The sequence below is a fragment of the Cognatundibacterium rivi genome, assembly GCF_018139565.1.
Taxonomy (GTDB): domain Bacteria; phylum Pseudomonadota; class Gammaproteobacteria; order Burkholderiales; family Burkholderiaceae_D; genus Undibacterium; species Undibacterium rivi.
In genome coordinates, this window is sequence record NZ_JAGSPK010000003.1 from 685,978 (window position 1) to 708,295 (window position 22,318).

Genomic DNA, 22,318 nt, shown 5'->3' on the forward strand with positions numbered 1-22,318 from the left:
GCACTGCAATAATTCACCTGTGACTTATTTTTGACGCCGCTGAAATACTTTGAAACAGTTGATCTATATCACGCTATAAAAAGAGGAACCGAATACCATAAGGTCATACTGACATTTACATATTTTAACTGGAGCACATATGCAAGTAGATCATCATCCTTTAGCAGTGGAATTTCCTGAATTTAAAGACAAAATTCACACAATGAAATTGCAGAATGCACACTTTGCAAAATTATTCAGTGAATACGATGACGCGGACAAAGCTGTCAATCGCGCAGAAAATGATGTGGAACATCTGACCGATGAAGCCTTGGAAAATCTGAAGAAAGTCCGTATCAGCCTGAAAGATCAGTTATTCCATTTGCTGCAAACAGCATCCTGATCGGGATGTCTGTGCCTCCGGATAGTTTTCACTAGCCGGAGCTGGCATTCAACAGTACGTGGGATAAGACTACTTATCCGTCATAAGCGGTCTTTACTCACGTTACCTGTTGAATGCTGTTCATATCTGCGACGGCCGGATATGACAATTCACGTTATACAAGTACAAGCAGTATTGTTTAACGTTACCCGTTGCCGTAGCTTTTTGCGGGATATTTTTTCTTCGCCCGGACAACACTCTGATTTTTTTTAATTCTCTCCATTTGTTTTCACGATGGCTGTATCTGCACGTCTATTACTATGAATCTCAATAACTTAAAAATCAGCACACGGCTTGGTCTTTGCTTTTTCATGATTCTGTTGCTCGCATTTATCGCAACCGGATTCGCACAATGGCGACTGGCTCTGACCGCTTCAGAAACTAAACTGATGATGGAGCTGCCATTAGCAAAAGAGCGCATGATTTCTGACTGGTATCGTTATATTCAGGTTGGCGTCCGGCGCACAGCTGCCATTGCGCGCAGCAGCGATCCCTCATTAACGGCGTTCTTCGCAGAGGATGCAGCGGCCACCATGAAGGGCGCGACTGAAATGCGCGACAAGATCGAGCCCTTATTAACAACTGACGAAGAAAAACGCTTATTCAGCGACATTACAGAACAGAGAAAAATTTATACCGCTGCACGCGAAGATATTTTGCGCGCCAAAAATAGCGGCCAGGCAGAAGAAGCAAACCGGATTATCGAACAGGTATTTATGCCTGCCGCCAAAAAATATCAGGAGTTGGTACAGCAATTACTGGAAGCGCAGCGCGGCTATCTGAATCATCTTGCCAACGCGGTTCAGGACAATTATCAGAGCGCAAAAAGTACAATTCTGGCGCTGTCACTGGCAGCATTGGTCTGCGGCATGATCTGCGCCTGGCTGCTGTCTCGCAGTATCACGCGTGAGCTGGGTGGTGAGCCTTCTTATGCGGCAGATATTGCGCGCCACATCGCCGCTGGTGATCTGGCCACCGAAATCAAGATTGAATCCAGCGACCACAGCAGCTTACTGAATGCGATGAAACACATGCGCGACAGTCTGGCGGATATCGTCAGTCAGGTCAGAGCTGGCACCGAAACCATCGCCTCGGCATCAAACCAGATCGCCGCTGGCAACATGGATTTATCTGCGCGCACCGAAGCAGAAGCCAGCGCACTGGAGGAAACAGCCGCCTCTATGGAAGAATTAAACGCCACGGTACGTCAGAATGCAGACAATGCGCGGCAGGCGAATCAGTTCGCAGCTTCCGCATCAGAAGTCGCGGCAAAAGGTGGCGCAGTCGTCAGCGAAGTGGTCAGTACCATGCATGGTATTAACAGTTCAGCGTCAAAGATTACCGAAATTATCGGCGTGATTGATGGCATCGCATTTCAGACGAATATCCTCGCATTGAATGCGGCAGTCGAGGCCGCGCGCGCCGGTGAACAGGGGCGCGGCTTTGCCGTGGTGGCGACCGAAGTGCGTAATCTGGCACAGCGCAGCGCGGCAGCCGCAAAGGAAATCAAAGTTCTGATCGGTGACTCGCTGGATCAGGTGCAGACAGGCAGTAAGCTGGTCGAACAGGCAGGCGCAACCATGCGCGATATTGTCGACAGCGTCGGGCAAGTGGCCGCGATTATGCAAGACATCACCAACGCCAGCCAGGAACAAAGCCTCGGTATCGCGCAGGTGAATCAGGCGATCACGCAAATGGACGACACGACGCAGCAGAATTCTGCGCTGGTGGAAGAAGCCGCCACCGCCTCAGTATCGTTGCAGGATCAGGCACAAAATCTGGCGCAAATGGTCAGCGTGTTTAAGCTCGCTGATCAGAAAGCACAGACGCATGTCCGACCTGTGTCTGTGAAATCGCGGCAAATCGCGGTTTCTGGCAACATGAGTACACCGCTGCAAAAACAGAAGCAACAGCGCATCAACGCAGCTTACTGAAACGGTGATGTCATCTCCGGCCTTCGACGCTCTATCGCGTTGATCGTGCCGGGCAAAACAACGCGGCTTGTGTGATTTATGTGGCTGATGGAACTGATACAGCGGACACAACTTATGCAGCCTGTTCCGCTTTGTTTTGCCGTACCGGGCGAAATACCTGCGTGTCCTGATAAAACGCCAGATCCTGTGCGTGCCACCAACCGGGAATACCCAGCACCGGCAACGGTGTATAACCCGCCGTCGTTAAGGGCTGCGCTTGCAATTGTGCCGTGACCAGCTGATCTATCACGGCATAACGTTCTGCTGTGCTCAGAGAAAAATAATCTGCATCGACGCGCACCAGCCAGCTATGCGCCGTAATCGCCTTATATGGCTGCACCAGTTTTTCCATCAGGGCATGACCAAAACTCAGCACTTCGGCGTGCGCACCAAACTGTGCCCGGCGGTCGATAAATGCCGCGCTCCATTGATGCTGGCGCAAAGCCGCCACCAGCGCATCGCCATCAGCGGAATTTTCCACCACCAGCAAGGCAGCATTCTCGTCAAAAATAGTTGCCGCATCGCGCGCCGGGCCACGTGATTTTCCTATGCCGAGTTCGGCAATCTGCGCCGCCTGCAAGGCATTGAGCTGACGTTTAATCAGGGGAAAAGTCAGCCATACCAGCGCATTGAAAAAATCATGCAGATTTTCGCGGGTCGGCACATTTCCTGTCGCGCTGATATGCGCTTCGTAAGCCATGCCTTCCGGTAAATCTTCCTGCGGAATAAATTGCGTCGGCAGCGAGCGGTGATTCTGCAGGTGCATTTCCTGCGCCATGCGGTTCAGTGCGGCACGCCACTCAGGCGCAGCGACTAAGCGAGTCGCCGCGGGGCGCACCGTTTCAAACCAGGCTTGCGACCAGTCGATCTGATCAAAAAAACGTGACGGCATCCGACTTAATCCGCCAGCATTTTCCAATGTATCGTCTCGCCGCTATTTAATGGCACGATGGTGGTGCCGGCAAATGGTAATTCTGCCGGTAATGTCCAGTCTTCGCGCTGGAGTGTGATCGTGCCACTGTTGCGTGGCAGGCGGTAAAAATCCGGGCCATTGAAACTCGCAAAGGCTTCCAGTTTATCTAAAGCGCCAGCCTGATCAAACGCCTCTGTGTACAACTCCATCGCATGCAAGGCGGTATAGCAACCGGCGCAGCCGCAGGCGTGTTCTTTCAGCCCTTTCGGATGCGGCGCAGAATCGGTGCCGAGGAAGAAACGGGGGCTGCCGGATGTCGCCGCTTTCAGCAGCGCCTGGCGGTGCGTTTCGCGTTTCAAGACAGGCAAACAATAGTAATGCGGACGGATACCGCCTTTGAAAATCTCATTGCGGTTATACAGCAGATGATGCGCGGTAATCGTCGCGGCAACCGGGCCAGCAGCCTCGGCCACATACGCTGCGGCTTCGCTGGTGGTGATGTGCTCAAACACCACGCGCAGTTCCGGCATGTCCTTACGCAGCGGCTGCATTACGCGTTCGATGAAAACGGCTTCGCGGTCAAACAGATCGATCGTGGCATCCGTCACTTCACCATGCACCAGAAACGGCAAGCCGACTTCCTGCATGACTTCTAAGGTCTTGTAGCATTTTTTCAAATCAGTCACACCGGCATCAGAATTCGTGGTGGCACCGGCAGGATACAGTTTCACGGCATGCACAAAACCACTGTCTTTGGCACGGCGGACTTCGTCCGGCGGAGTATTGTCTGTCAGGTACAAGGTCATCAGCGGCTCAAACTGCATTCCGGCTGGTAAGGCGGCGAGGATGCGCTGACGATAAGCGGCCGCCTGCTCCGTCGTTGTCACTGGTGGTTTCAGATTCGGCATCACGATTGCGCGCGCAAACTGTGCTGCTGTGTGCGGCAATACGCTGGCTAAAGCATCGCCATCGCGCAGATGTAAATGCCAGTCATCGGGGCGGGTGATCGTCAGCGTCTGGGGTAGCGTTTGAAGTGAGGAAGTGGTCATGGTGGCTTTCAATAGCAAATTCTGTCTAGCCGTCATTCTACCTTTCCACGCGTCGCGCAGAAAGCACAAAAATATACTCCCCCCAGTATCTATAAACGCCCATTGTTTATGCTGACATCAGGGCGATTTATAAAAAAATAGGGGGGAGTATATGAAAAACGCACGCCCTGAGCGGGAGTGCGTTTTTTGTTCAGGCCGCGATCACCACACGACAGCACAGCGCTGTGCTGACGACGAGATCAGTGCGTGATGATCTTCGCGAGGAAATCACGTGCGCGGTCAGAACGCGCATTGGTGAAGAATTCATCTTTCACGCAATCTTCCACAATCACGCCCTTATCCATAAACACGATACGGTTCGCGACTTTCTTCGCAAAACCCATTTCATGGGTCACGACCATCATCGTCATGCCTTCTTGCGCCAGACCGACCATGACGTCGAGCACTTCATTAATCATTTCAGGATCAAGCGCCGATGTTGGTTCATCGAATAACATCGCGATCGGGTCCATCGACAAGGCGCGCGCAATTGCCACACGTTGCTGCTGACCACCAGAAAGCTGACCTGGAAATTTATCTTTCTGCGCAATCAGGCCGACGCGATCAAGATATTTCAAACCGCGTTCAGTAGCTTCGTCTTCAGAACGCCCCAGCACTTTCATCTGTCCGAGCGTCAGATTCTGGCGTATCGACAAATGCGGAAACAGCTCAAAATTCTGAAACACCATACCGATGCGGGCGCGCAGTTTGGACAAATCTGTTTTCGGATCGCCGACAGAAACGCCATCCACGGTGATCTCGCCTTTCTGAAACGGCTCCAGACCATTGACGGTTTTAATCAGTGTCGACTTACCCGAACCAGACGGACCGCAAACCACCACGACCTCGCCTTTGGCGACCTGGGTTGTGCAATCGGTCAATACCTGAAACTGACCATACCATTTGCTGACGTTATTTAATTTGATCATTTTTATCTCCAATATCTCAACAAGAGAAGTGGCGGAAAATGCGCTGGCGACAGAACCTGGCAGCGCGTCATTTGCCGGCATTTCTCAGCGAATCATCCTCAGCGAATAATCGCTACTTTCTGCTGCAGTTTTTTCACCAGACTGGACAAGCCAAAACACATGATGAAATACACGACAGCGACAAATGAATACATTTCTACCAGACGACCATCGCGCTGCGCTACTTTCGATGCAGCACCGACGAAGTCCGTAATCGATAACACATACACCAGCGAAACGTCCTGAAACAGCACGATCGTTTGCGTCAGCAACACCGGTATCATATTGCGGAAAGCCTGCGGCAATACGATATGACCCATGGTTTGCCAGTAATTCATACCCAATGCATAACCAGCCCAGATCTGCCCGCGCGGAATCGACTGAATACCGGAGCGCATGATTTCGCAGTAATACGCGGCTTCAAACATCACGAAGGTAATCAGGCACGATGAAAACGCACCAACCTGTATAGGCTCGGTCGCTCCGGTCAGCCAGGCACCGATGTAAGGCACCAGAAAGTAAAACCAGAAAATCACCATCACCAGCGGAATCGAACGCATGATGTTGACGTAGGTCGTGGCCACCAGTGAAATCAGTTTATTGCTGGACAAGCGCATCATTGCCAGTACCGTGCCGAGCACTGTACCGCCGACCATTGCCATGAAAGTCAGCTTGAGCGTAAATGTCATGCCCGTCGTGAAAAGATAAACCCACGAACGTTGGATGACATCAAAATCGAAATTAGAAAACATGATTAATGCCCTCCTGTCTTAGCAGAACCCGAAGTGATGAAGCCGGGAACCGCGAGCATTTTTTCCAGAACATTCGCCAGCACCAGCGCGATCACCGATACCACCAGATAAATCAAAGTGGCGGCCGTAAATGCCTCAAATACCTGAAATGAAAATTCTTGCATGGAGCGGGCGCTGGCTGTCAGTTCCATCAAACCTATCGTCAGAGCGACCGAGCTGTTTTTAATGATCGCCGCCAACTCATTCGTGAGTGACGGAATGATGATGCGGAACGCCATCGGCAATAATACGTAACGATACGTCTGCGGTAAGGTCAGGCCTAACGCAGTACCTGCCATACGCTGGCCGCGTGGCAAGGCATTGATGCCAGTTGATACCTGTACCGCAACGCGCGCCGAAGTAAAGAAACCAAGACTCAGCACCGCAGTAATAAAGGGGGCATTCGGCATAGACTTAAGCCAGTTGCCCATCGCTGTCGGCACCAGCTCCGGCATCACGAAATACCATAGAAACATTTGCACCAGCAGCGGAATGTTACGGAATAATTCGACGTAAGCATTCGCCAGTTTCGCCGCCCATTTATTTGGCGCGGTGCGTATCGTACCAATGATCGCGCCTAATACCAGGGCGATAATCCACGCCAAAGCTGCTGTGGCTAAAGTCCACAACACGCCGGAAAGCAAAGAATCAAAATAGGTGCCGCCGCCATCGGGCGCAGCCTCCCAAAAAATGTTCCAGTTCCAGTTGTAATTCATCTCACTCCCCTAAAGCAAACACCCGTCATCTTGTTGTCTAAACTTATTTTCGTCCGCGGTGCTCTGTGATTTTCGCCAGGCCAATGACACCGTGCAGCATCAATACCGGAACGCCTCGATCAGCTCACCGACGGGGCCAAAAATAAAACGGGAGGCGAGTAACACCCCCCGTTAAGATGACTTCGATCTCAACCACTAAAATTTATTTTTTCTTTTTCAATACTGCTTTTTGGGCTTCTGGTACAGCAGCGTACGCAGATGGTTCACCAGAATCTGTTGGTTTTGCCATCACCGCTTTGAGTTGCTCAGAGACTGGCCAGTTCAGGGAAACACCTTTTGGTGGAATCGGTTGCAGGAACCACTTGTGGTAGATGCGATTCACGTCGCCGGAAGTCAGGACATTGCTGATCGCTGTATCAACCACTTTCTTGAATGCAGTGTCATCCTTGCGCAGCATGATGCCGTATGGCTCAACGGACAGGGCTTCTTTGCTGATTTCGTATTCGCCAGGATTCTTGGAATTGGCAGCCAACGATGCCAGCAAAATATCATCCATTACAAATGCGACAGCGCGGCCAGTTTCCACCATCAGGAAAGCTTCTGCATGATCTTTTGCCGGCAAAATGTTGATGCCCAGATTCTGATCAGCGTTCAGTGTCGTCAATTGTTTCAGATTGGCGGTACCGGAAGTCGATACAACTGATTTGCCTTTCAGATCAGCCAGCGATTTGATGTTGGAGGATTTTTTTGCCAGGATACGATTCGCGGTGACGAACGTCGTTGGTGCAAATGCCACCTGTTTTTGACGCTCAACGTTATTCGTTGTCGAACCACACTCCAGATCGATAGTGCCGTTCGCCATCAGCGGAATACGGGTCGCTGAAGTCACAGGATTGAGTTTGACATTGAGGCTGCTCAAACCTAATTGCTTTTGTACCGCGCTGACAATCTTCATACACAAATCAATCGAATAACCCTGATATGATTGCTTATCGTCAAGATACGAAAATGGGATAGAAGAATCACGCACACCCAGAGTGATGGTGCCGGTATCTTTAATTTTTTTCAGTGTACCGGTTTCCTGCGCTTGCGCCGAACCAGCGATCACACCTGCACTGAGCATCAGCGCCAGAACTTTTAATAATTTCATACTATCTCCCAAAGTTAAACCAAAAAGATCATCCCGCTACGACGAAGTTTATCAAAACCGCTCCATGACAGTTTCTTATTTTCAGACATTTTAATAAGTAGAAACACGTATCGACACAAAAATAGTGAGCAATCCGGTCACGCATGCAGGATGGTCTAAGCTTTTTAGCAATTAATCGCCCACTTTATCGTTAGGAAAACGAATAGTGTCGCGCAGCAAAACCCCCATAGGCATATTCAGATTAGCACCTTTAGGCGGGATTGGCTTTTTAAACCACTTGTCATACAGTTTTGTGAGCTCCCCGTCATTCATCATCCGCGCCATTTCACGATCCAGCAATTCTTTAAAAGCGGGATCATCTTTACGCAACATGACGGCATACGGCTCGGTCGATAAAGAGTCGCCAACGACAGCAAATTTTTCAGGATCTTTGCTATTGGCGCGGAATCCGTAAAGCAATACGTCATCCATAGGAAATGCGTCGGCTTGGAATTTTTCCACCATGCTGAACGATTCCGCATGGTCATTCCCTTCCAGTAAGCGCAAATTCAGGCTACGCGCCTTATCCCGCTCGTGTAACAACTTAACAGTCGTCGTGCCTTTGGTCGTCACGACTTTTTTATCTTTCAGATCGATCCAGTTTTTAATACCAGCGTCTGATCGCACCAGCATGCGCGTCGATGCAAAGAAATGAGGAATCGTGAAACTGACTTGCTTGCGACGTTCTGCATTATTCGTCGTCGAACCACATTCCATATCTGCTTTGCCTTCAATAATCGAGGGAATACGGCTGCTCGGTGTCACCAGCAAATAATGCACTTTTAAATTCGGTGCTTTCAGTTCTTTCTTGATGGCGTCGACAAATTTGAGACAGATATCGACAGCATAGCCTGTCGGTAACTTTGAATCAGGAAGATAAGAGAACGGTAAGGATGCCTCGCGGTGAGCGATCGTCACCGTCTGGGTTTCCTTAATGTGGCTGAGTGTGTCAGCCATAATTGCGGGAGAAAAGCCCGAGGCGATACAACACAGGGTCCAGAACTTCATCCGGCGGGTTACGGCTTTCATACAAACTCCTTTTAATCATGCTCAGGATAGTAATGAAAAATCTTTCCCTGTTTAAACTAAATATGTCTCTGTTTGCAGAATTTAATTTGGATAAATTTATTATTTTCAACAGAATCACGGAAATGCTGTTGAAAAAAACAATACCCACGTTTCTGCATCCCGATAAAGAATACAAAAACATGGGTTTTGAAAGAAGCAACAACGCCAACTTACGACGGTTGCAGACGATGCAGTATCAACTGCATCGTCTTGCGGGGATGAAGATTATGGATACAGACCGCGTACCTCACGTGCCTGCAAGACACGGGAACAACCGATAATAAAGGCGGCTGTACGTAAGGACACTTTCTTATCTTCAGTCACCTGCCATACAGAACTGAAGGCTTCACGCATGATGCGGGTCAGACGCTGATTAATTTCATCTTCAGTCCAGAAATAACTGGAGAAATCCTGCACCCATTCAAAATACGACACAGTCACACCGCCCGCATTGGCGATCACGTCTGGTACAACCAACACACCTTTGTCGCGCAAAATATCATCGGCTTCAGGTGTCGTCGGACCATTCGCGCCTTCCAGAATAATGGAAGCACGGATCTGATTCGCATTTTTTGCAGTGATCTGCTGTTCAAGAGCTGCCGGAATCATGATGTCGCAATTCACCGCCCAGAATTCTTCATTTGGCAGAACTGCTTCAACTCCTTCGAATCCAGCGACACTGCCTTTTTCTGCTACGTGTGCCAGCAGTTTGTTCACATTCAAGCCGTTAGAATGGAAAATCGTGCCGCCGTGATCCTGAACTGCGACGATTTTCGCACCCGCTTCAGCAAACAGACGTGCGGCAATACCACCCACGTTACCGAAACCTTGTACCGCGATTTTAGCGCCCGCCACACTCAGACCACGTTTGGCAGCAGCTTCGCTACCGACCACAAACACGCCGCGTCCGGTTGCTTCACGACGACCAAGACTACCACCGAGAGAAATAGGCTTACCTGTCACAACGCCAGTCGCAGTGCGGCCTTCGTTCATCGAGTAGGTGTCCATCATCCACGCCATCGTCTGTTCATTCGTGTTGACGTCTGGTGCCGGAATATCTTTGTCCGGGCCAATGATGATGCCGATTTCGGAGGTGTAACGACGCGTCATCCGCATCAGTTCGCCACGGGATAAAGTTTTTGGATCGACACGGATACCGCCTTTGGCGCCACCGTAAGGCACATTCACTGCCGAGTTCTTGATCGTCATCCAGGCCGACAATGCCATCACTTCTGACAAGGTCACGTCCTGGTGGAAACGCACGCCACCTTTACCAGGACCGCGCGAAGTATTGTGCTGTACACGGTAGCCTTCAAAATGAGAAATCGTGCCATCGTCACGCTCAATAGGCACATCAACGATCAGGATACGCTTCGGGCGTTTCAGCGTTTCTACCCAACGCGACAAATGGCCGAGGTAAGGGGTAACGCGATCGATTTGCTCAAGGTAAACGGACCAAGGACCGGTCTCTGTCGGGGTAAGATAGGACGGAATCTGGTGTTGGCTGGACATGGTATGACCTCCTGATATATTGATCTGATTTTATCTGTCTTTTCCGGAATGCCGATTTTCAGCACCTTCCGAAAGATGATGCATAGTAGTCTTCTCTGGCGAAATTCAGCCAATGCTTTGTTTGCATCAATCTATGCAATAAACGCATAACCATCAAGCGAGATTTTTTGACCGGGATTCAGCGCGCCATAACACTGACATCAATCAGGCTGATTTTTTCTGCTTCTTATCCGCTTTTTTCTGCAACTCTTCAAGGTATTCCCACAATCGCGACACGATCATTTTCCCCGGGCGCTGTACCGATGGGCGCTCGCGGTACAAACGGATTTCCATGTTGACTTCCCATGCACCGCTGCCGCCATCGGCGCGTGCCAGCAACTTTTGCTTCACTTCCCGGGTGACGGCGGACTCCGGTAAAAACGCGATACCACGCCCTTCCAGCGCCATCATTTTCAAGCCTTCCGCCATATCGGTTTCGTAGCACTTTTCCAGATGCAGCGGAGTACGGCCATCATTCAGAATCAGATCGACCATACGCCCCAGATACGCATTATTGGCATAGGCTAAAAATGGTAACGGTGCGTTATCTGTGCCGGGAAATTCAAACTCGGGTACGCCTTGCTTATTACATCGTGTATAGGCGCGCAAAGCCTCGGTCCCCATGCTGATCATGTCGTACTGGCTTGCATCCAGCAGCAAGGGTTGACGCGGATGGTGATAGCACAGCAGCAGGTCACAACCACCTTCGACCAGCGTCATGACGGCGTCGTGCACATTCAACGCCAGCAGACGACTGTTGATTTCGCCAAACGCAGATTCCAGCCCGGTCAGCCAGCGCGGAACATAAGTTAACGACAAGGTGTGCGGTACTGCAAAATCGACCGTAGTTTGTGTGCTCGGGCGTTTACCGCGCAACAATGCACGGGCATTATTGATCTGTCCAAGCATCGCCAGCGCCTGTTCATAAAACACTTCACCGGCGTGCGTCAAACGTGTCGGATAAGAAGTGCGGTCGATCAGATCGCTACCCAGCCACGCTTCCAGAGATTGTATGCGCCGAGAAAAAGCCGGTTGCGTGACATGTCTTAATTCTGCCGAACGGCTGAAACTATTGGTCTCTGCGAGAGAGACGAAATCTTCTAACCACTTGGTTTCCATTTATGCCCCCGCTGCTGACAAAGACTGCGCAGATGGTGTGCTGCCGTCTTCTTCGCCGACATCATTACCGCTGCTTTGCTGCCTTTCCCACATCTGCGCATAGGCGCCCTGTTGCGCCAGCAAATCCTGATGCGTGCCGCGTTCTATGATCCGGCCTTTGTCCATCACCAGAATCTGTCCGGCATCAATGATGGTGGATAAGCGATGCGCAATCACCAGACTGGTGCGGCTGCGCGCGATTTCTTTTAATTGCGCCTGTATCATTTGCTCGGAACGGGAGTCCAGCGCCGAAGTCGCTTCATCGAAAATCAGTATCGATGGATTTTTCAATAAAGTGCGGGCGATTGCCACACGCTGCTTTTCACCACCGGATAATTTCAGACCGCGTTCCCCCACCATGGTGTTGTAACCATCGGGCAGCGTCTCGATAAATTCGTGGATGTAAGCGGCTCTGGCAACGGCAATGATTTCATCTTTCGTCGCCCCCGGTTTGCCATAAGCGATGTTGTATTCAATTGTGTCGTTAAACAGCACGGTATCTTGTGGCACGATGCCGATTGCCGCACGCACCGATGCTTGCGTTACACCGCGCAAATCTTGTCCCGCAATGCTGATGCAGCCACTCTGAATATCGTAAAAACGGAACAACAGCCGCGATAAGGTTGACTTGCCGGAACCGCTATGACCCACAACTGCCGTCGTCGTTCCGGCCGGAATCGTAAAGTCGATATCAAACAAAATCTGGCGATTGCTTTCATAACTGAAATCCACATGGGCAAAGCGTATCTCTGCGCCATTCTGCGCGGTGATCAACAGCGGTTTTGCCTCAGCGGAATCAGCAATATCCTGATTCTGATCCAGCAGCGAAAACAGTTTCTCAATGTCGGCCAGACTTTGCTTAATCTCACGGTAAAGCACACCCAGAAAATTGAGTGGCATATACAGCTGTAGCATGAAAGAATTCACCAGCACCAGATCGCCGAGGCTCATCGTGCCATCGATCACGCCCTGTGTCGCACGCCATAAAATCAGGGTGATGGCGCTTGCAATAATCAGCGATTGTCCGGTATTCAACAGCGATAAACTGCTTTGCGATTTGACCGCGGCCGTCTCAAAATTTTTCAGACCCTGATCGTAACGCTGCGCTTCATATTCTTCATTGCCGAAGTACTTCACCGTTTCATAATTCAGCAAAGAATCAATCGCCTTGGTATGTGCTTTCGAGTCCAGCTCATTCATCGTGCGACGAAAATGCGTACGCCATTCCGTTACGGTGATCGTGAAAATAATATACGTCACCAGTGCGCCGAAAGTAATCACGCTGAACCAGATGTCGTAATGTGTACTCAGATAAACCAGTACCAGCGAAATCTCCAGCAAGGTCGGCACGATACTGAATAAGGCATACGACACCAGCGATGAAACAGCGCGGGTGCCGCGCTCAATATCGCGGGTGACACCGCCAGTCTGGCGATTCAGATGAAAGCGCAAAGACAAAGCATGCAAATGCCGGAACACCCGCAACGCAATCGTGCGCACGGCTCTTTGCGTGACTTTGGCGAAAATGAATTCGCGCAGTTCGGTGAACAAGGTGGTCGATAAGCGCAACGCGCCATAGCCGATCAGCAGACTCACCGGCAATACCATCAATGCCGCCGGATGGCTTGCCGTTACGGTCAGGCTATCGACCAGTTTTTTCAATACAACCGGAACGCCGACATTCGCCAGTTTCGCGCCCACCAGAAACGTCAACGCCAGTAATACCCGCCATTTGTAAGCCCATAAGTAGGGCAACAAGGTTTTAATGGTCGAGAAATCGCCCCGTGGCTGGTCAGCCGGTGGTAGGTGGGCAGCACTGTTACCTGTATTTTCTCTGCGACGCATCGTAAGAGTCTTTTCCTGAAGTGGTTTATCATGTCGGCAATGCCTGCAATTTGCACAAAGAATTCTGAGCAACACCATCCGGTCTGATCGTTTACCCTTCTCAGAGCATGATTCCCGATGATTTTTTCTCTGCCAGTGCAGGCACATGCAACGCCGTATCTCATTTTTTATCATTTTGACGTCTTTGGCCTGAGCAAGATTAAAAAGAACAGCCAGGCCGACGTGGAATAAATATCTGAGAGATGGATTTACTCTGATTGTAACGTTTTAAGGAAACTCCCGATGACTGATCATCACCAAACTACTCTTCCGGCAGGTATGCCGACCCTGCGCGTCATGCCTATGCCATCGGATGCGAATGTGCATGGCGACGTTTTTGGCGGCTGGATCATGTCACAAGTCGATATTGCCGGCGCGATTCCGGCTGCCCGCCGTGCGAATGGGCGTGTGGCAACGATTGCCGTCAATTCTTTCCTGTTCAAACAACCGGTGTTTGTAGGCGATTTATTGTCGTTTTACGCGCAGATCGTCAAGGTAGGTAATACTTCGATCACGATAGAAGTTGAAGTTTACGCAGAACGTAATCGCCTGCAAGCCAGCACCGTCAAAGTAACCGAGGCAACATTAACGTATGTTGCAACCGGTGAAGACAGAAAACCACGCCAGATTCCGCCACTGGAATCCGTTTCGTCCGGCGTCTGAGGATAAATCAAGTGCAGTCACGTCGTCTGTTTTTACAGCGCAGCCTGCAACTGGCTGCGCTTGCAGCGCTGTCGCAGGCGTTTCCCGGTTATGCGGCAGAACGCAGTAAAGTTTATCCGTTCACGCTGGGTGTTGCATCGGGCTCGCCGCGCCACGACAGCGTTGTTATCTGGACGCGCTTAATGCCTGATCCTTTGAACGCGCAGGCGCTCGCACCGATGGTTTACAAAGTCTTGTGGGAAGTCGCCGAAGACGAGGGCTTTAAACATATCGTCAACAAAGGCGAAGTGTTTGCGCTGCCGGATCTGGCGCACAGTGTGCATGTCGATGTGACGGGCTTAGCGCCCGGGCGCTGGTATTGGTATCGGTTTATTCATGGCGATGCAATCAGCCCAGTCGCCCGCACGCGTACCGCACCGGCGATGGATGCACCGCTCAGCACCTTGAAATTAGCCGTGGCGTCCTGCCAGCATTGGGAATTCGGTGAATATGCGGCGCATCGCCACATCGCGCAGGCCAATCCCGATCTGGTCGCCTTCCTCGGTGATTATATTTACGAATGGGGCCCTTACGACCTCAAGCATCCGGCCAAACCGCGCCGACGCGATATCGAAAGCAGCAATCTGGATGAGTACCGTGCCCGCTATGCACAATACAAATCCGATCCGCAACTGCAAGCGGCGCATCATGTGGCGCCCTGGATGGTAACCTGGGATGACCACGAAGTCTGCAATGATTACGGCAACGAGCGCGATGAACGTCTGGATGCCAATTTCATTCTGCGCCGCGCTGCTGCCTATCAGGCGTTTTACGAACACATGCCGGTGCGCCTGCACAAAGTAACCGTGCTGCCATCGCAGTTTGCCCACATGCGCATTTACGAGCGATTTGACTGGGGCAGACTGGCACGTTTTCATGTGCTTGATGACCGTCAATATCGTTCGCCGCAAGTTTGTGCCAAACCGGGTCGCGGTGGCTCGAATGTCGTCACACAGGCCGAGTGCACCAACCGCAACGACAGCGCATTAACGCTGCTCGGTGCAGAGCAAGAAAAGTGGCTGGCACAAGGTCTGGCAAGCTCGCAGGCGAAGTGGAATATTCTGACACAGCAAACCTTCATGGCGCAAACCAATCTGAGCAATGTGAATGTGGACGGCGAAGGAAAATTCTGGACTGATGGCTGGGACGGTTACCCTGCTGCGCGCCAACGTCTGTTTGACGATATTGAAAAACACCGGCCTGCGAATCCTGTTGTGATTTCAGGCGATGTTCACACGTTTTACGCCGCCAATCTGAAACGCGATTTCTGGAAAAAATCTTCGCCGGAGAATCCGGTACTGGCGACAGAATTTTGCGGCACCTCGATCACCTCCAATTCGCGCCCGCAAGAACGTACCGATCAGATCGTTGCGCAGAATCCGCATATCAAATATGGCCGCAGCGATAAACGCGGGTTCATGCTACTCGACATTTCCTCTAACAAAATGCTGACACAGTTCGTCGCACTGGATGATGTCAGCAAAGCAGATTCAGGAATCAGTACGCTCAAAAGTTTTATGGTCGAAGACGGTAAAGCCGGGCTCGTCAGTATCTGAACGTGCTGCAATAATAAAAAAAAAGGAAGGCAATGCCTTCCTTTTTTTGCATCTTCAAACTGCCTCTTTACGATCAAATATACTCCCACCAGTATATAAAATACCCCCTTATTTTATGCCGACAATAAGCAGTTTTTATATAAAAGAGGGGGGAGTATCCTTCATTCAGCAAATAAATACCGATGAATTATCGAATCAGCGCCGCTGCCATCACACGATCAGGCTGGTTTCTTTTCGTCACGTAATTCACGACGCAAGATTTTACCGACATTCGTTTTCGGCAATTCCAGACGGAATTCTATGTACTTCGGTTTCTTGTACGCAGTGAATTGCTCTTTGCAATAATCCATTAACTGATCGACCGTTAATGAAGGATCTTTGCGTACCACAAACAATTTCACCGCTTCACCGGAATTCGCATCCGGCACGCCGATACATGCGCATTCCAGCACGCCTGGGTGTAATGCGACCACACCTTCGATTTCATTCGGGTACACATTGAAGCCAGACACCAGAATCATGTCTTTCTTACGATCGACAATCGTGGTGTAGCCACGGAAATCCATGATGCCAACGTCGCCGCTTTTGAAGAAGCCATCAGGGGTCATTACTTTTGCGGTTTCTTCCGGCATATTCCAGTAACCCACCATCACCTGCGGACCGCGGATCGCGATTTCACCTGCATGTCCCAACGGCAGACGATTACCATCATCATCCAGAATCGCGATTTCTGTGGATGGAATCGGCAGACCGATCGTGCCGGAAAACTCTTTGGTATCAGGCAAGTTGGCGGTCGCCACCGGCGATGTTTCAGACAAACCGTAACCTTCAGCGATGGCACAGCCAGTGATTTTCAACCATTTATCGGCCACGGCTTTCTGCACGGCCATACCACCGCCACTACAGATTTCATAACCGGAAAAATCCAGTTTGGCGAATTCAGGATTATTCAACAAGCCGTTATACAACGTATTCACCGCAGGGAAAATATTGACCTTGTAGTTTTTGAGCTCTTTGATGAAGCCGGGAATATCACGTGGATTCGGAATCAGCAAATTCATCGCGCCGATACGGGTGCCCAGCAAACTGCAGACAGTCAGCGCAAAGATATGATACAGAGGCAAAGCGCAGACGATGATGCGCGCATCATCTTTATGCCCGGACATGCTCGGGGTCAGCCAGGCGTCGTTCTGCAAGACATTCGCCACCACATTTCTGTGCAACAGCGTCGCACCTTTGGAAACACCTGTCGTACCGCCGGTGTACTGCAGGAAAGCGACGTCATCACGATGAATCTCGACTGCTTTTAAGCTCAGTGAATCGGCTTCGGACAACACCTGATTGAAGCGTTTGGCGTTCGGTAAAGAAAAAGCTGGCACCATTTTCTTCACATTACGAACAACAAAATTCACCAGCAGGCCTTTCAGGCCGAGCATGTCGCCCATACTGGCGACTACCACGTGTTTCACCTGCGTTTTCTGAATCACATGTTCCAGCGTTGTCGCAAAATTCTCAAGGATAAAAATCGCTTCAGCACCCGAGTTTTTTAACTGATGTTCGAGTTCACGCGGGGTGTACAGCGGATTGACGTTCACGACCACATAACCGGCACGCAGAATAGCCGCCATCACGACCGGATACTGCAAGACGTTTGGCATCATGATCGCAACACGGGCGCCTTTTTTCAGACCTTGCTGCTGTAACCATGCACCAACTTTCTGCGACATCAGATCCAGCTTGCCGTAAGTCAGATATTTCCCCATGCAAGCGTAGGCATTGCGGGCAGAAAATTTCTTAAATGCCTCTTCAAGTAACTGCACCAGTGACTGATATTGCGTCACGTCTATTTCTGCGGGCATGCCTTCCGGGTAGGATTTAAGCCAGAATTTTTCCGTCGTTTCCATCTGTATTTCCTCGTCTCTGATTGTTGTTCTGTTGATGATCTGCTACTGCACAGAATATTAAAGCATGGTCGTTCTTTTTAATAGTAACAATATCCCGAGAGCCGATGCTATCGGCTAAGTGAAACTAAGGCAAGCATTTTGCGCTAACCTGAAAGCATCCTCTAGTAACTTGCTGCAACGCACAATAACATGCGTTCAAATCCCGCAATTTTACTGATGCAGAACAAAGCTGCGCAGGTAAAACGTGGTGGTTTATCCGGCCTCAGGCTTTCTCCACCTGCACCAGAACATCATAAAAAGTCGGGCCGCCGCCCATATCCGTTAATTGCTGACTGGTGACTTCATTCGCATTTTTATGGTCGCTGGCAAGTTTTTTCCACCAGATCGATAAACCTACAACCAGCCCCTGCCGCGCTTTATCCGTCACCCGCGCCTTCGCCACGAAACTGCCGCGATCATTGAAAATTCTGACCTGATCACCGTCATGAATCTGCCGGAAAGCAGCATCGTCAGGATGCATATCCAAATGAGGCACGCCTTCGGTATCGCGCAGGCTTTGTACATTCACAAACGTCGAATTCAGAAAATTGCGTGCTGGCGGCGAAATCATAGCCAGCGGAAAACGGGCGCCCAGTTGTGGATTCGCCGCGACAGATTCATACGGAGGAATATAAGTCGGCAAAGGGTCAAAACCATCCTTGCGCATACTCTCGCTATAAAATTCACACTTGCCGGATGGTGTCGCAAAACCGCCTTCGGCAAAGGGGGCTGGCTTCACATTGACTTTCTGCCAGCCGCTCTTCTTCAGCGACGCCCAGTCAAAATGGATTGCACGTTCATCGTTTTTGTGAAAAGCCTGACTCGCCATCTCGTCGTCAGACTCGTCAAAACAAGCATCATCAAAAGCCATTTTCTTCGCCAGTAATCGGAAAATTTCGCTGTTTGGTTTGGCTTCGCCTAAAGCAGCAATGGCTGGATTATTCGCCATCATGTACAGATGGCCGTAAGTCGTGTGTACATCGGTGTGTTCCAGCTGCGTCGTTGCCGGCAACAAAATATCAGCATAATCTGCGGTATCGGTCTGAAAATGCTCAATCACAACGGTGAACAAATCTTCGCGGGCAAATCCTTGCGCCACTGTAGCGGACTGCGGCGCGACTGCAACCGGGTTCGAGTTGTAGACAATGACAGCGTCAATTTTCGAGCCGAACTCTGCGCTGCTGTGCTTTAACAAATCGTCGCCGATGGTACTCATATTGATCGTGCGTCGCGGCTGCCCTTGCGGAAACAAGTCTGGCCTCTGCAAATAAGATACGTTTTTTGGAAATGCATCGGATAAAGATAATTGCACGCCACCGGCCGCATGTCGCCATGCGCCGACCAAGGCGGGTAAGCAGGCAATATTCCTTACAGCCATGCCGCCACCATGAACGCGCTGTACGCCGTAATTCATCCGTATCAGGCTTGCCTCATCGCGTTGCGCACAATGTCCGTAATCGCGGGCAAGCTGTATCACTTCCTCGGCTGTAATGCCACAAGTGGCAGCGACACGCTCCGGCGTCCATTCGGCCACGCGTTGGCTGAGCTGCTCAAAACCCAGTGTGTGCTGTGCGATGTAGTCATGATCAAGCAGATCTTCTGCGATCAGAACGTGCATGAGACCCAAAGCCAGTGCTGCGTCCGTACCCGGCAGCAGAGCGATATGCTGATGACATTTTTCCGCTGTCAGCGAACGATAGGGGTCAATCGCAATTAATTTGGCACCATTGCGTTTGGCTTCCTGCACCCGCATCCAAAAATGCAGATTCGATGCAATCGGATTACCGCCCCAGATCAGTATCAGTCTGGCATTTTGCGTCTGCTCAGTGTCAGTTCCGATGCGGGAGCCGAGAGTATATTTATAGCCGACACCACCTGCGGTCGCACATATTGTGCGATCCAGAAACGATGCGCCTATCTTATGAAAAAAACGCTGCGCCATGCCATCGCCCTGCAGCAACCCCATGGTTCCGGCATAGCTGTAAGGCAAAATCGCCAACGGATCATTACTGGCGACCGCTTTCAGTTTTTCACTGACAGTGGTCAGTGCTTCTTCCCAACTGATGCGTTCAAACTTGCCTTCCCCTTTTTTTCCTACCCTCTTTTGTGGATATAACAGACGGTCGGCATGATAAGTACGCTCTGTATAACGGGAAACCTTGGTGCACAACACACCGGCAGTCGTCGGATGATCAGGATCTCCTTTGACCGCGACGGCTTTACCATCCTCCACATGTACCAGTAGCGCACAGGTATCCGGGCAATCATGCGGACAAACCGCACGTACTATTTCACTACTCATTCTGACTCCTGAAAAGATGGCTCACGGATAAAAATAGTACGTGAGCATCCATAAATTTTTTCCATGTGATCGGTACGCTCGGTGGAGCACACCTCTCACGTTTGCTCTGGCAAACAAAATCAAGGCAAATGATCCTCCGCCGTACCGAGCCGAATTCCTGCATTCAGTCTTTCTAATTCGAGCAGAGCCGCTGAATGATCTGCGGTTGGATAACGAGTAGATAGGTTTCGGTAAATATCCGTGACCAGACTGGTCAATGGCAAGTTCAGACCCGCATCCGACGCTGCACTCTGAATATTTTCCATATCTTTGGTCTGCGTTTTGACCTGGCCTCCGGGCATAAAACTGCGATCCAGCATGCGCTGCCCATGCACCTCCAAAATCCGGCTCTCAGCAAAGCCGCCGCGCAAAGCCTGGCGTACCGCAACAGGATCAGCGCCGCCAGCCTGTGCCAGCAACAATGCCTCCGCAACGATATTGATTGTGCCTCCCACAATGAGCTGATTACACAATTTCGCCAACTGCCCAGAACCCGGAGCGCCGACGTATGTCGGACGTCCTAAAACTTTTAATATTTCCTCTATCTGTGCGTAGGTTTCCGGCCTCGCACCAACCATGATGGCCAGCGTTCCAGCCTGTGCGCCAATCACTCCACCGGAAACCGGTGCATCAGCAAAAGCGATGCCCTTACTCAACAACGCCTCATCAAGTGCTTTCGCCTCTGATTGGCGGGTTGAACTCATATCGATGACAATGCTGCCAGCTTTCAGGTAGGGCATGACTTGTCGCATAACATCTTCAACTACCGGCCCCGAGTCCAGCATAGTAATGAGCACGTCGGCAAACCAGTCACCGGCATTCACCGCATCCTCTGGTCTGTCGGCAAGACGAGCACCGTATTGTCGCAAAGCCTCGGCCTTTGAACTGGTGCGGTTCCAGACCGTCAGTGCATAACCAGCCTCGAGCAAACGGATGGCCATCGGGCGTCCCATCAAGCCTATCCCTAAAAATCCTATACGTATTTTCTTTGTCATTCTATTTTCCGATCGCTGAACGGCTTAAATATTATCGTCTTTTCGCGGCCGGTGACGCTGAATGAAAATTCCAACCATGTTATTCTTCAACTTTTACTCCACCTTCTTAAGCAGCGTATGACAACCTTTAATAAAAAAATCCTTTTGGCCGGTGTTGGACTTCTGCTCGCTCACGCCAGTTCATTTGCCGTAGACTCGGTTTCTGCAGAATTCGCCAGTGGCAATAAGTCACAATTTGTGCGCGGCGGTGCGCAATGGAATTGGGACAATGCCTGGTTCAAATCGAATGGTACGCAAGTGGGCGGCTACTGGGATGCCACGCTGACCCAATGGCGCAATAATGCCTATCAAGGCGTATCTGGAGCGACTCAAAATATTACTGATGTCGGCATCACGCCGGTCTTTCGCTTCGAGAATGAGAATAAAAAAGGTTTCTATGGCGAAGCAGGTATAGGTCTGCATTTATTCTCTCACGTCTATAACAATAACGGTCGTGCCTTTTCGACGGCATTCCAGTTCGGAGATCACATAGGCGTAGGCTACGTTTTCAACAATGGTTGGGAAGCAGGCCTCAAGATTCAACACTTCTCAAACGGAGCGATAAAAAAGCCGAATCCTGGTGCGAATGTTGCCACGCTTAAGGTTGGCTACCACTTCTGATCAGATTCTGACTTGGCGTAGCCAACAGCGACGAATAACGAAGTGCAAAGGCGCCCTGAAAGGTACGCGCAAGATTAAATATAGGAGCCTGCAGGCTCCTTTTTCTTTATCCGGCAATGTTCTACTGGTCAGTAAAAGAAGACGAGCCCAGTTCACGCAGAAGCAGGGAAGAGAATCGAATGAAGAAACAGAAGACGGCAGAAAGAAGAGCAAGAATGAGGAAGATGCGCCGGAATCAGAAATAAAGCCTACGGCGAAGCGTGAAGAAGAAGTAAAAAAGAGATCACCAAAAGCAAAACCCCCGGTTACGGTAGGTAACGGGGGGTTAGCAGAATACAAGCCTGACGATAACCTACTTTCACACTGGTTGCAGCACTATCATTGGCGCAGAGTCGTTTCAC

Annotated in this window: 19 protein-coding genes; 6 read left to right on the plus strand and 13 right to left on the minus strand. The window is 50.5% G+C overall.

Translation table 11 applies throughout. The features are described from left to right. Positions 1-139 precede the first annotated feature (139 nt). Both KDM87_RS11660 and KDM87_RS11665 read left to right on the plus strand, forming a co-directional pair. Positions 140-382 (plus strand): YdcH family protein, encoded by a 243-nt coding sequence (locus KDM87_RS11660; protein ID WP_212679215.1) that lies wholly within the window; start codon positions 140-142, stop codon positions 380-382. 299 nt (positions 383-681) lie between these two features. Further along, on the plus strand, positions 682-2,355 hold the full coding sequence (locus KDM87_RS11665) for a methyl-accepting chemotaxis protein (protein ID WP_212679216.1): 1,674 nt from the start codon (positions 682-684) through the stop codon (positions 2,353-2,355). A gap of 112 nt (positions 2,356-2,467) precedes the next feature. Here the strand turns inward: KDM87_RS11665 and KDM87_RS11670 are convergent, their stop codons facing one another. The 10 genes from KDM87_RS11670 to KDM87_RS11715 all read right to left on the minus strand — a co-directional run bounded on the left by KDM87_RS11670 (position 2,468) and on the right by KDM87_RS11715 (position 13,681). Then, positions 2,468-3,286, minus strand: coding sequence for a DUF3025 domain-containing protein (locus tag KDM87_RS11670; protein ID WP_212679217.1), 819 nt, complete (start codon positions 3,284-3,286; stop codon positions 2,468-2,470). Positions 3,287-3,291: 5 nt separating this feature from the next. Continuing rightward, positions 3,292-4,356: a dihydroorotase gene (gene pyrC / locus KDM87_RS11675; RefSeq protein WP_212679283.1), complete on the minus strand. Its 1,065-nt coding sequence runs from the start codon at positions 4,354-4,356 to the stop codon at positions 3,292-3,294. A gap of 239 nt (positions 4,357-4,595) precedes the next feature. Continuing rightward, the gene (locus KDM87_RS11680) at positions 4,596-5,324 is read right to left on the minus strand and encodes an amino acid ABC transporter ATP-binding protein (protein WP_212679218.1); all 729 of its coding nucleotides are present in this window, start codon (positions 5,322-5,324) and stop codon (positions 4,596-4,598) included. Positions 5,325-5,422: 98 nt separating this feature from the next. Continuing rightward, on the minus strand, positions 5,423-6,115 hold the full coding sequence (locus KDM87_RS11685; protein WP_212679219.1) for an amino acid ABC transporter permease: 693 nt from the start codon (positions 6,113-6,115) through the stop codon (positions 5,423-5,425). A 2-nt stretch (positions 6,116-6,117) separates the two neighbouring features. Further along, positions 6,118-6,870 carry an amino acid ABC transporter permease gene (locus tag KDM87_RS11690; RefSeq protein WP_212679220.1) on the minus strand — a complete coding sequence of 251 codons (753 nt, stop codon included), beginning with the start codon at positions 6,868-6,870 and terminating at the stop codon, positions 6,118-6,120. Between the two features lie 202 nt (positions 6,871-7,072). Then, positions 7,073-8,020: a transporter substrate-binding domain-containing protein gene (locus KDM87_RS11695; RefSeq protein ID WP_212679221.1), complete on the minus strand. Its 948-nt coding sequence runs from the start codon at positions 8,018-8,020 to the stop codon at positions 7,073-7,075. A 171-nt stretch (positions 8,021-8,191) separates the two neighbouring features. Next, complete coding sequence (locus KDM87_RS11700; protein WP_212679222.1) at positions 8,192-9,088, minus strand: amino acid ABC transporter substrate-binding protein; 897 nt, start codon at positions 9,086-9,088, stop codon at positions 8,192-8,194. A gap of 264 nt (positions 9,089-9,352) precedes the next feature. Continuing rightward, positions 9,353-10,639 carry a Glu/Leu/Phe/Val family dehydrogenase gene (locus KDM87_RS11705; protein ID WP_212679223.1) on the minus strand — a complete coding sequence of 429 codons (1,287 nt, stop codon included), beginning with the start codon at positions 10,637-10,639 and terminating at the stop codon, positions 9,353-9,355. A 204-nt stretch (positions 10,640-10,843) separates the two neighbouring features. Then, on the minus strand, positions 10,844-11,797 hold the full coding sequence (locus KDM87_RS11710; protein WP_200179180.1) for a LysR family transcriptional regulator: 954 nt from the start codon (positions 11,795-11,797) through the stop codon (positions 10,844-10,846). Continuing rightward, positions 11,798-13,681 carry an ABCB family ABC transporter ATP-binding protein/permease gene (locus tag KDM87_RS11715; RefSeq protein ID WP_212679224.1) on the minus strand — a complete coding sequence of 628 codons (1,884 nt, stop codon included), beginning with the start codon at positions 13,679-13,681 and terminating at the stop codon, positions 11,798-11,800. 282 nt (positions 13,682-13,963) lie between these two features. Here KDM87_RS11715 and KDM87_RS11720 point away from each other — a divergent pair, with 282 nt between their 5' ends. Further along, on the plus strand, positions 13,964-14,383 hold the full coding sequence (locus KDM87_RS11720) for an acyl-CoA thioesterase (RefSeq protein ID WP_186882749.1): 420 nt from the start codon (positions 13,964-13,966) through the stop codon (positions 14,381-14,383). Between the two features lie 11 nt (positions 14,384-14,394). Beyond that, a complete protein-coding gene (locus KDM87_RS11725) occupies positions 14,395-15,978 on the plus strand; it encodes an alkaline phosphatase D family protein (protein ID WP_212679225.1) in 1,584 nt (527 codons plus the stop codon). A gap of 218 nt (positions 15,979-16,196) precedes the next feature. Here KDM87_RS11725 and KDM87_RS11730 read toward each other — a convergent pair whose 3' ends face one another. From KDM87_RS11730 to KDM87_RS11740, 3 genes are all read right to left on the minus strand, one after another. Further along, positions 16,197-17,882 carry a long-chain-fatty-acid--CoA ligase gene (locus KDM87_RS11730; RefSeq protein WP_212679226.1) on the minus strand — a complete coding sequence of 562 codons (1,686 nt, stop codon included), beginning with the start codon at positions 17,880-17,882 and terminating at the stop codon, positions 16,197-16,199. Between the two features lie 262 nt (positions 17,883-18,144). Then, a complete protein-coding gene (locus KDM87_RS11735; RefSeq protein ID WP_212679227.1) occupies positions 18,145-20,223 on the minus strand; it encodes a molybdopterin-containing oxidoreductase family protein in 2,079 nt (692 codons plus the stop codon). 119 nt (positions 20,224-20,342) lie between these two features. Next, positions 20,343-21,257 carry an NAD(P)-dependent oxidoreductase gene (locus KDM87_RS11740; RefSeq protein ID WP_212679228.1) on the minus strand — a complete coding sequence of 305 codons (915 nt, stop codon included), beginning with the start codon at positions 21,255-21,257 and terminating at the stop codon, positions 20,343-20,345. Positions 21,258-21,374: 117 nt separating this feature from the next. On the opposite strand from KDM87_RS11740, the gene KDM87_RS11745 reads away from it, so the two are divergent. Beyond that, positions 21,375-21,917 carry an acyloxyacyl hydrolase gene (locus KDM87_RS11745; RefSeq protein ID WP_212679229.1) on the plus strand — a complete coding sequence of 181 codons (543 nt, stop codon included), beginning with the start codon at positions 21,375-21,377 and terminating at the stop codon, positions 21,915-21,917. Further along, positions 21,901-22,318: hypothetical protein (locus KDM87_RS11750; protein ID WP_212679230.1), on the plus strand; the 418-nt coding region annotated here is incomplete at its 3' end. The genes KDM87_RS11745 and KDM87_RS11750, both read left to right, overlap by 17 nt.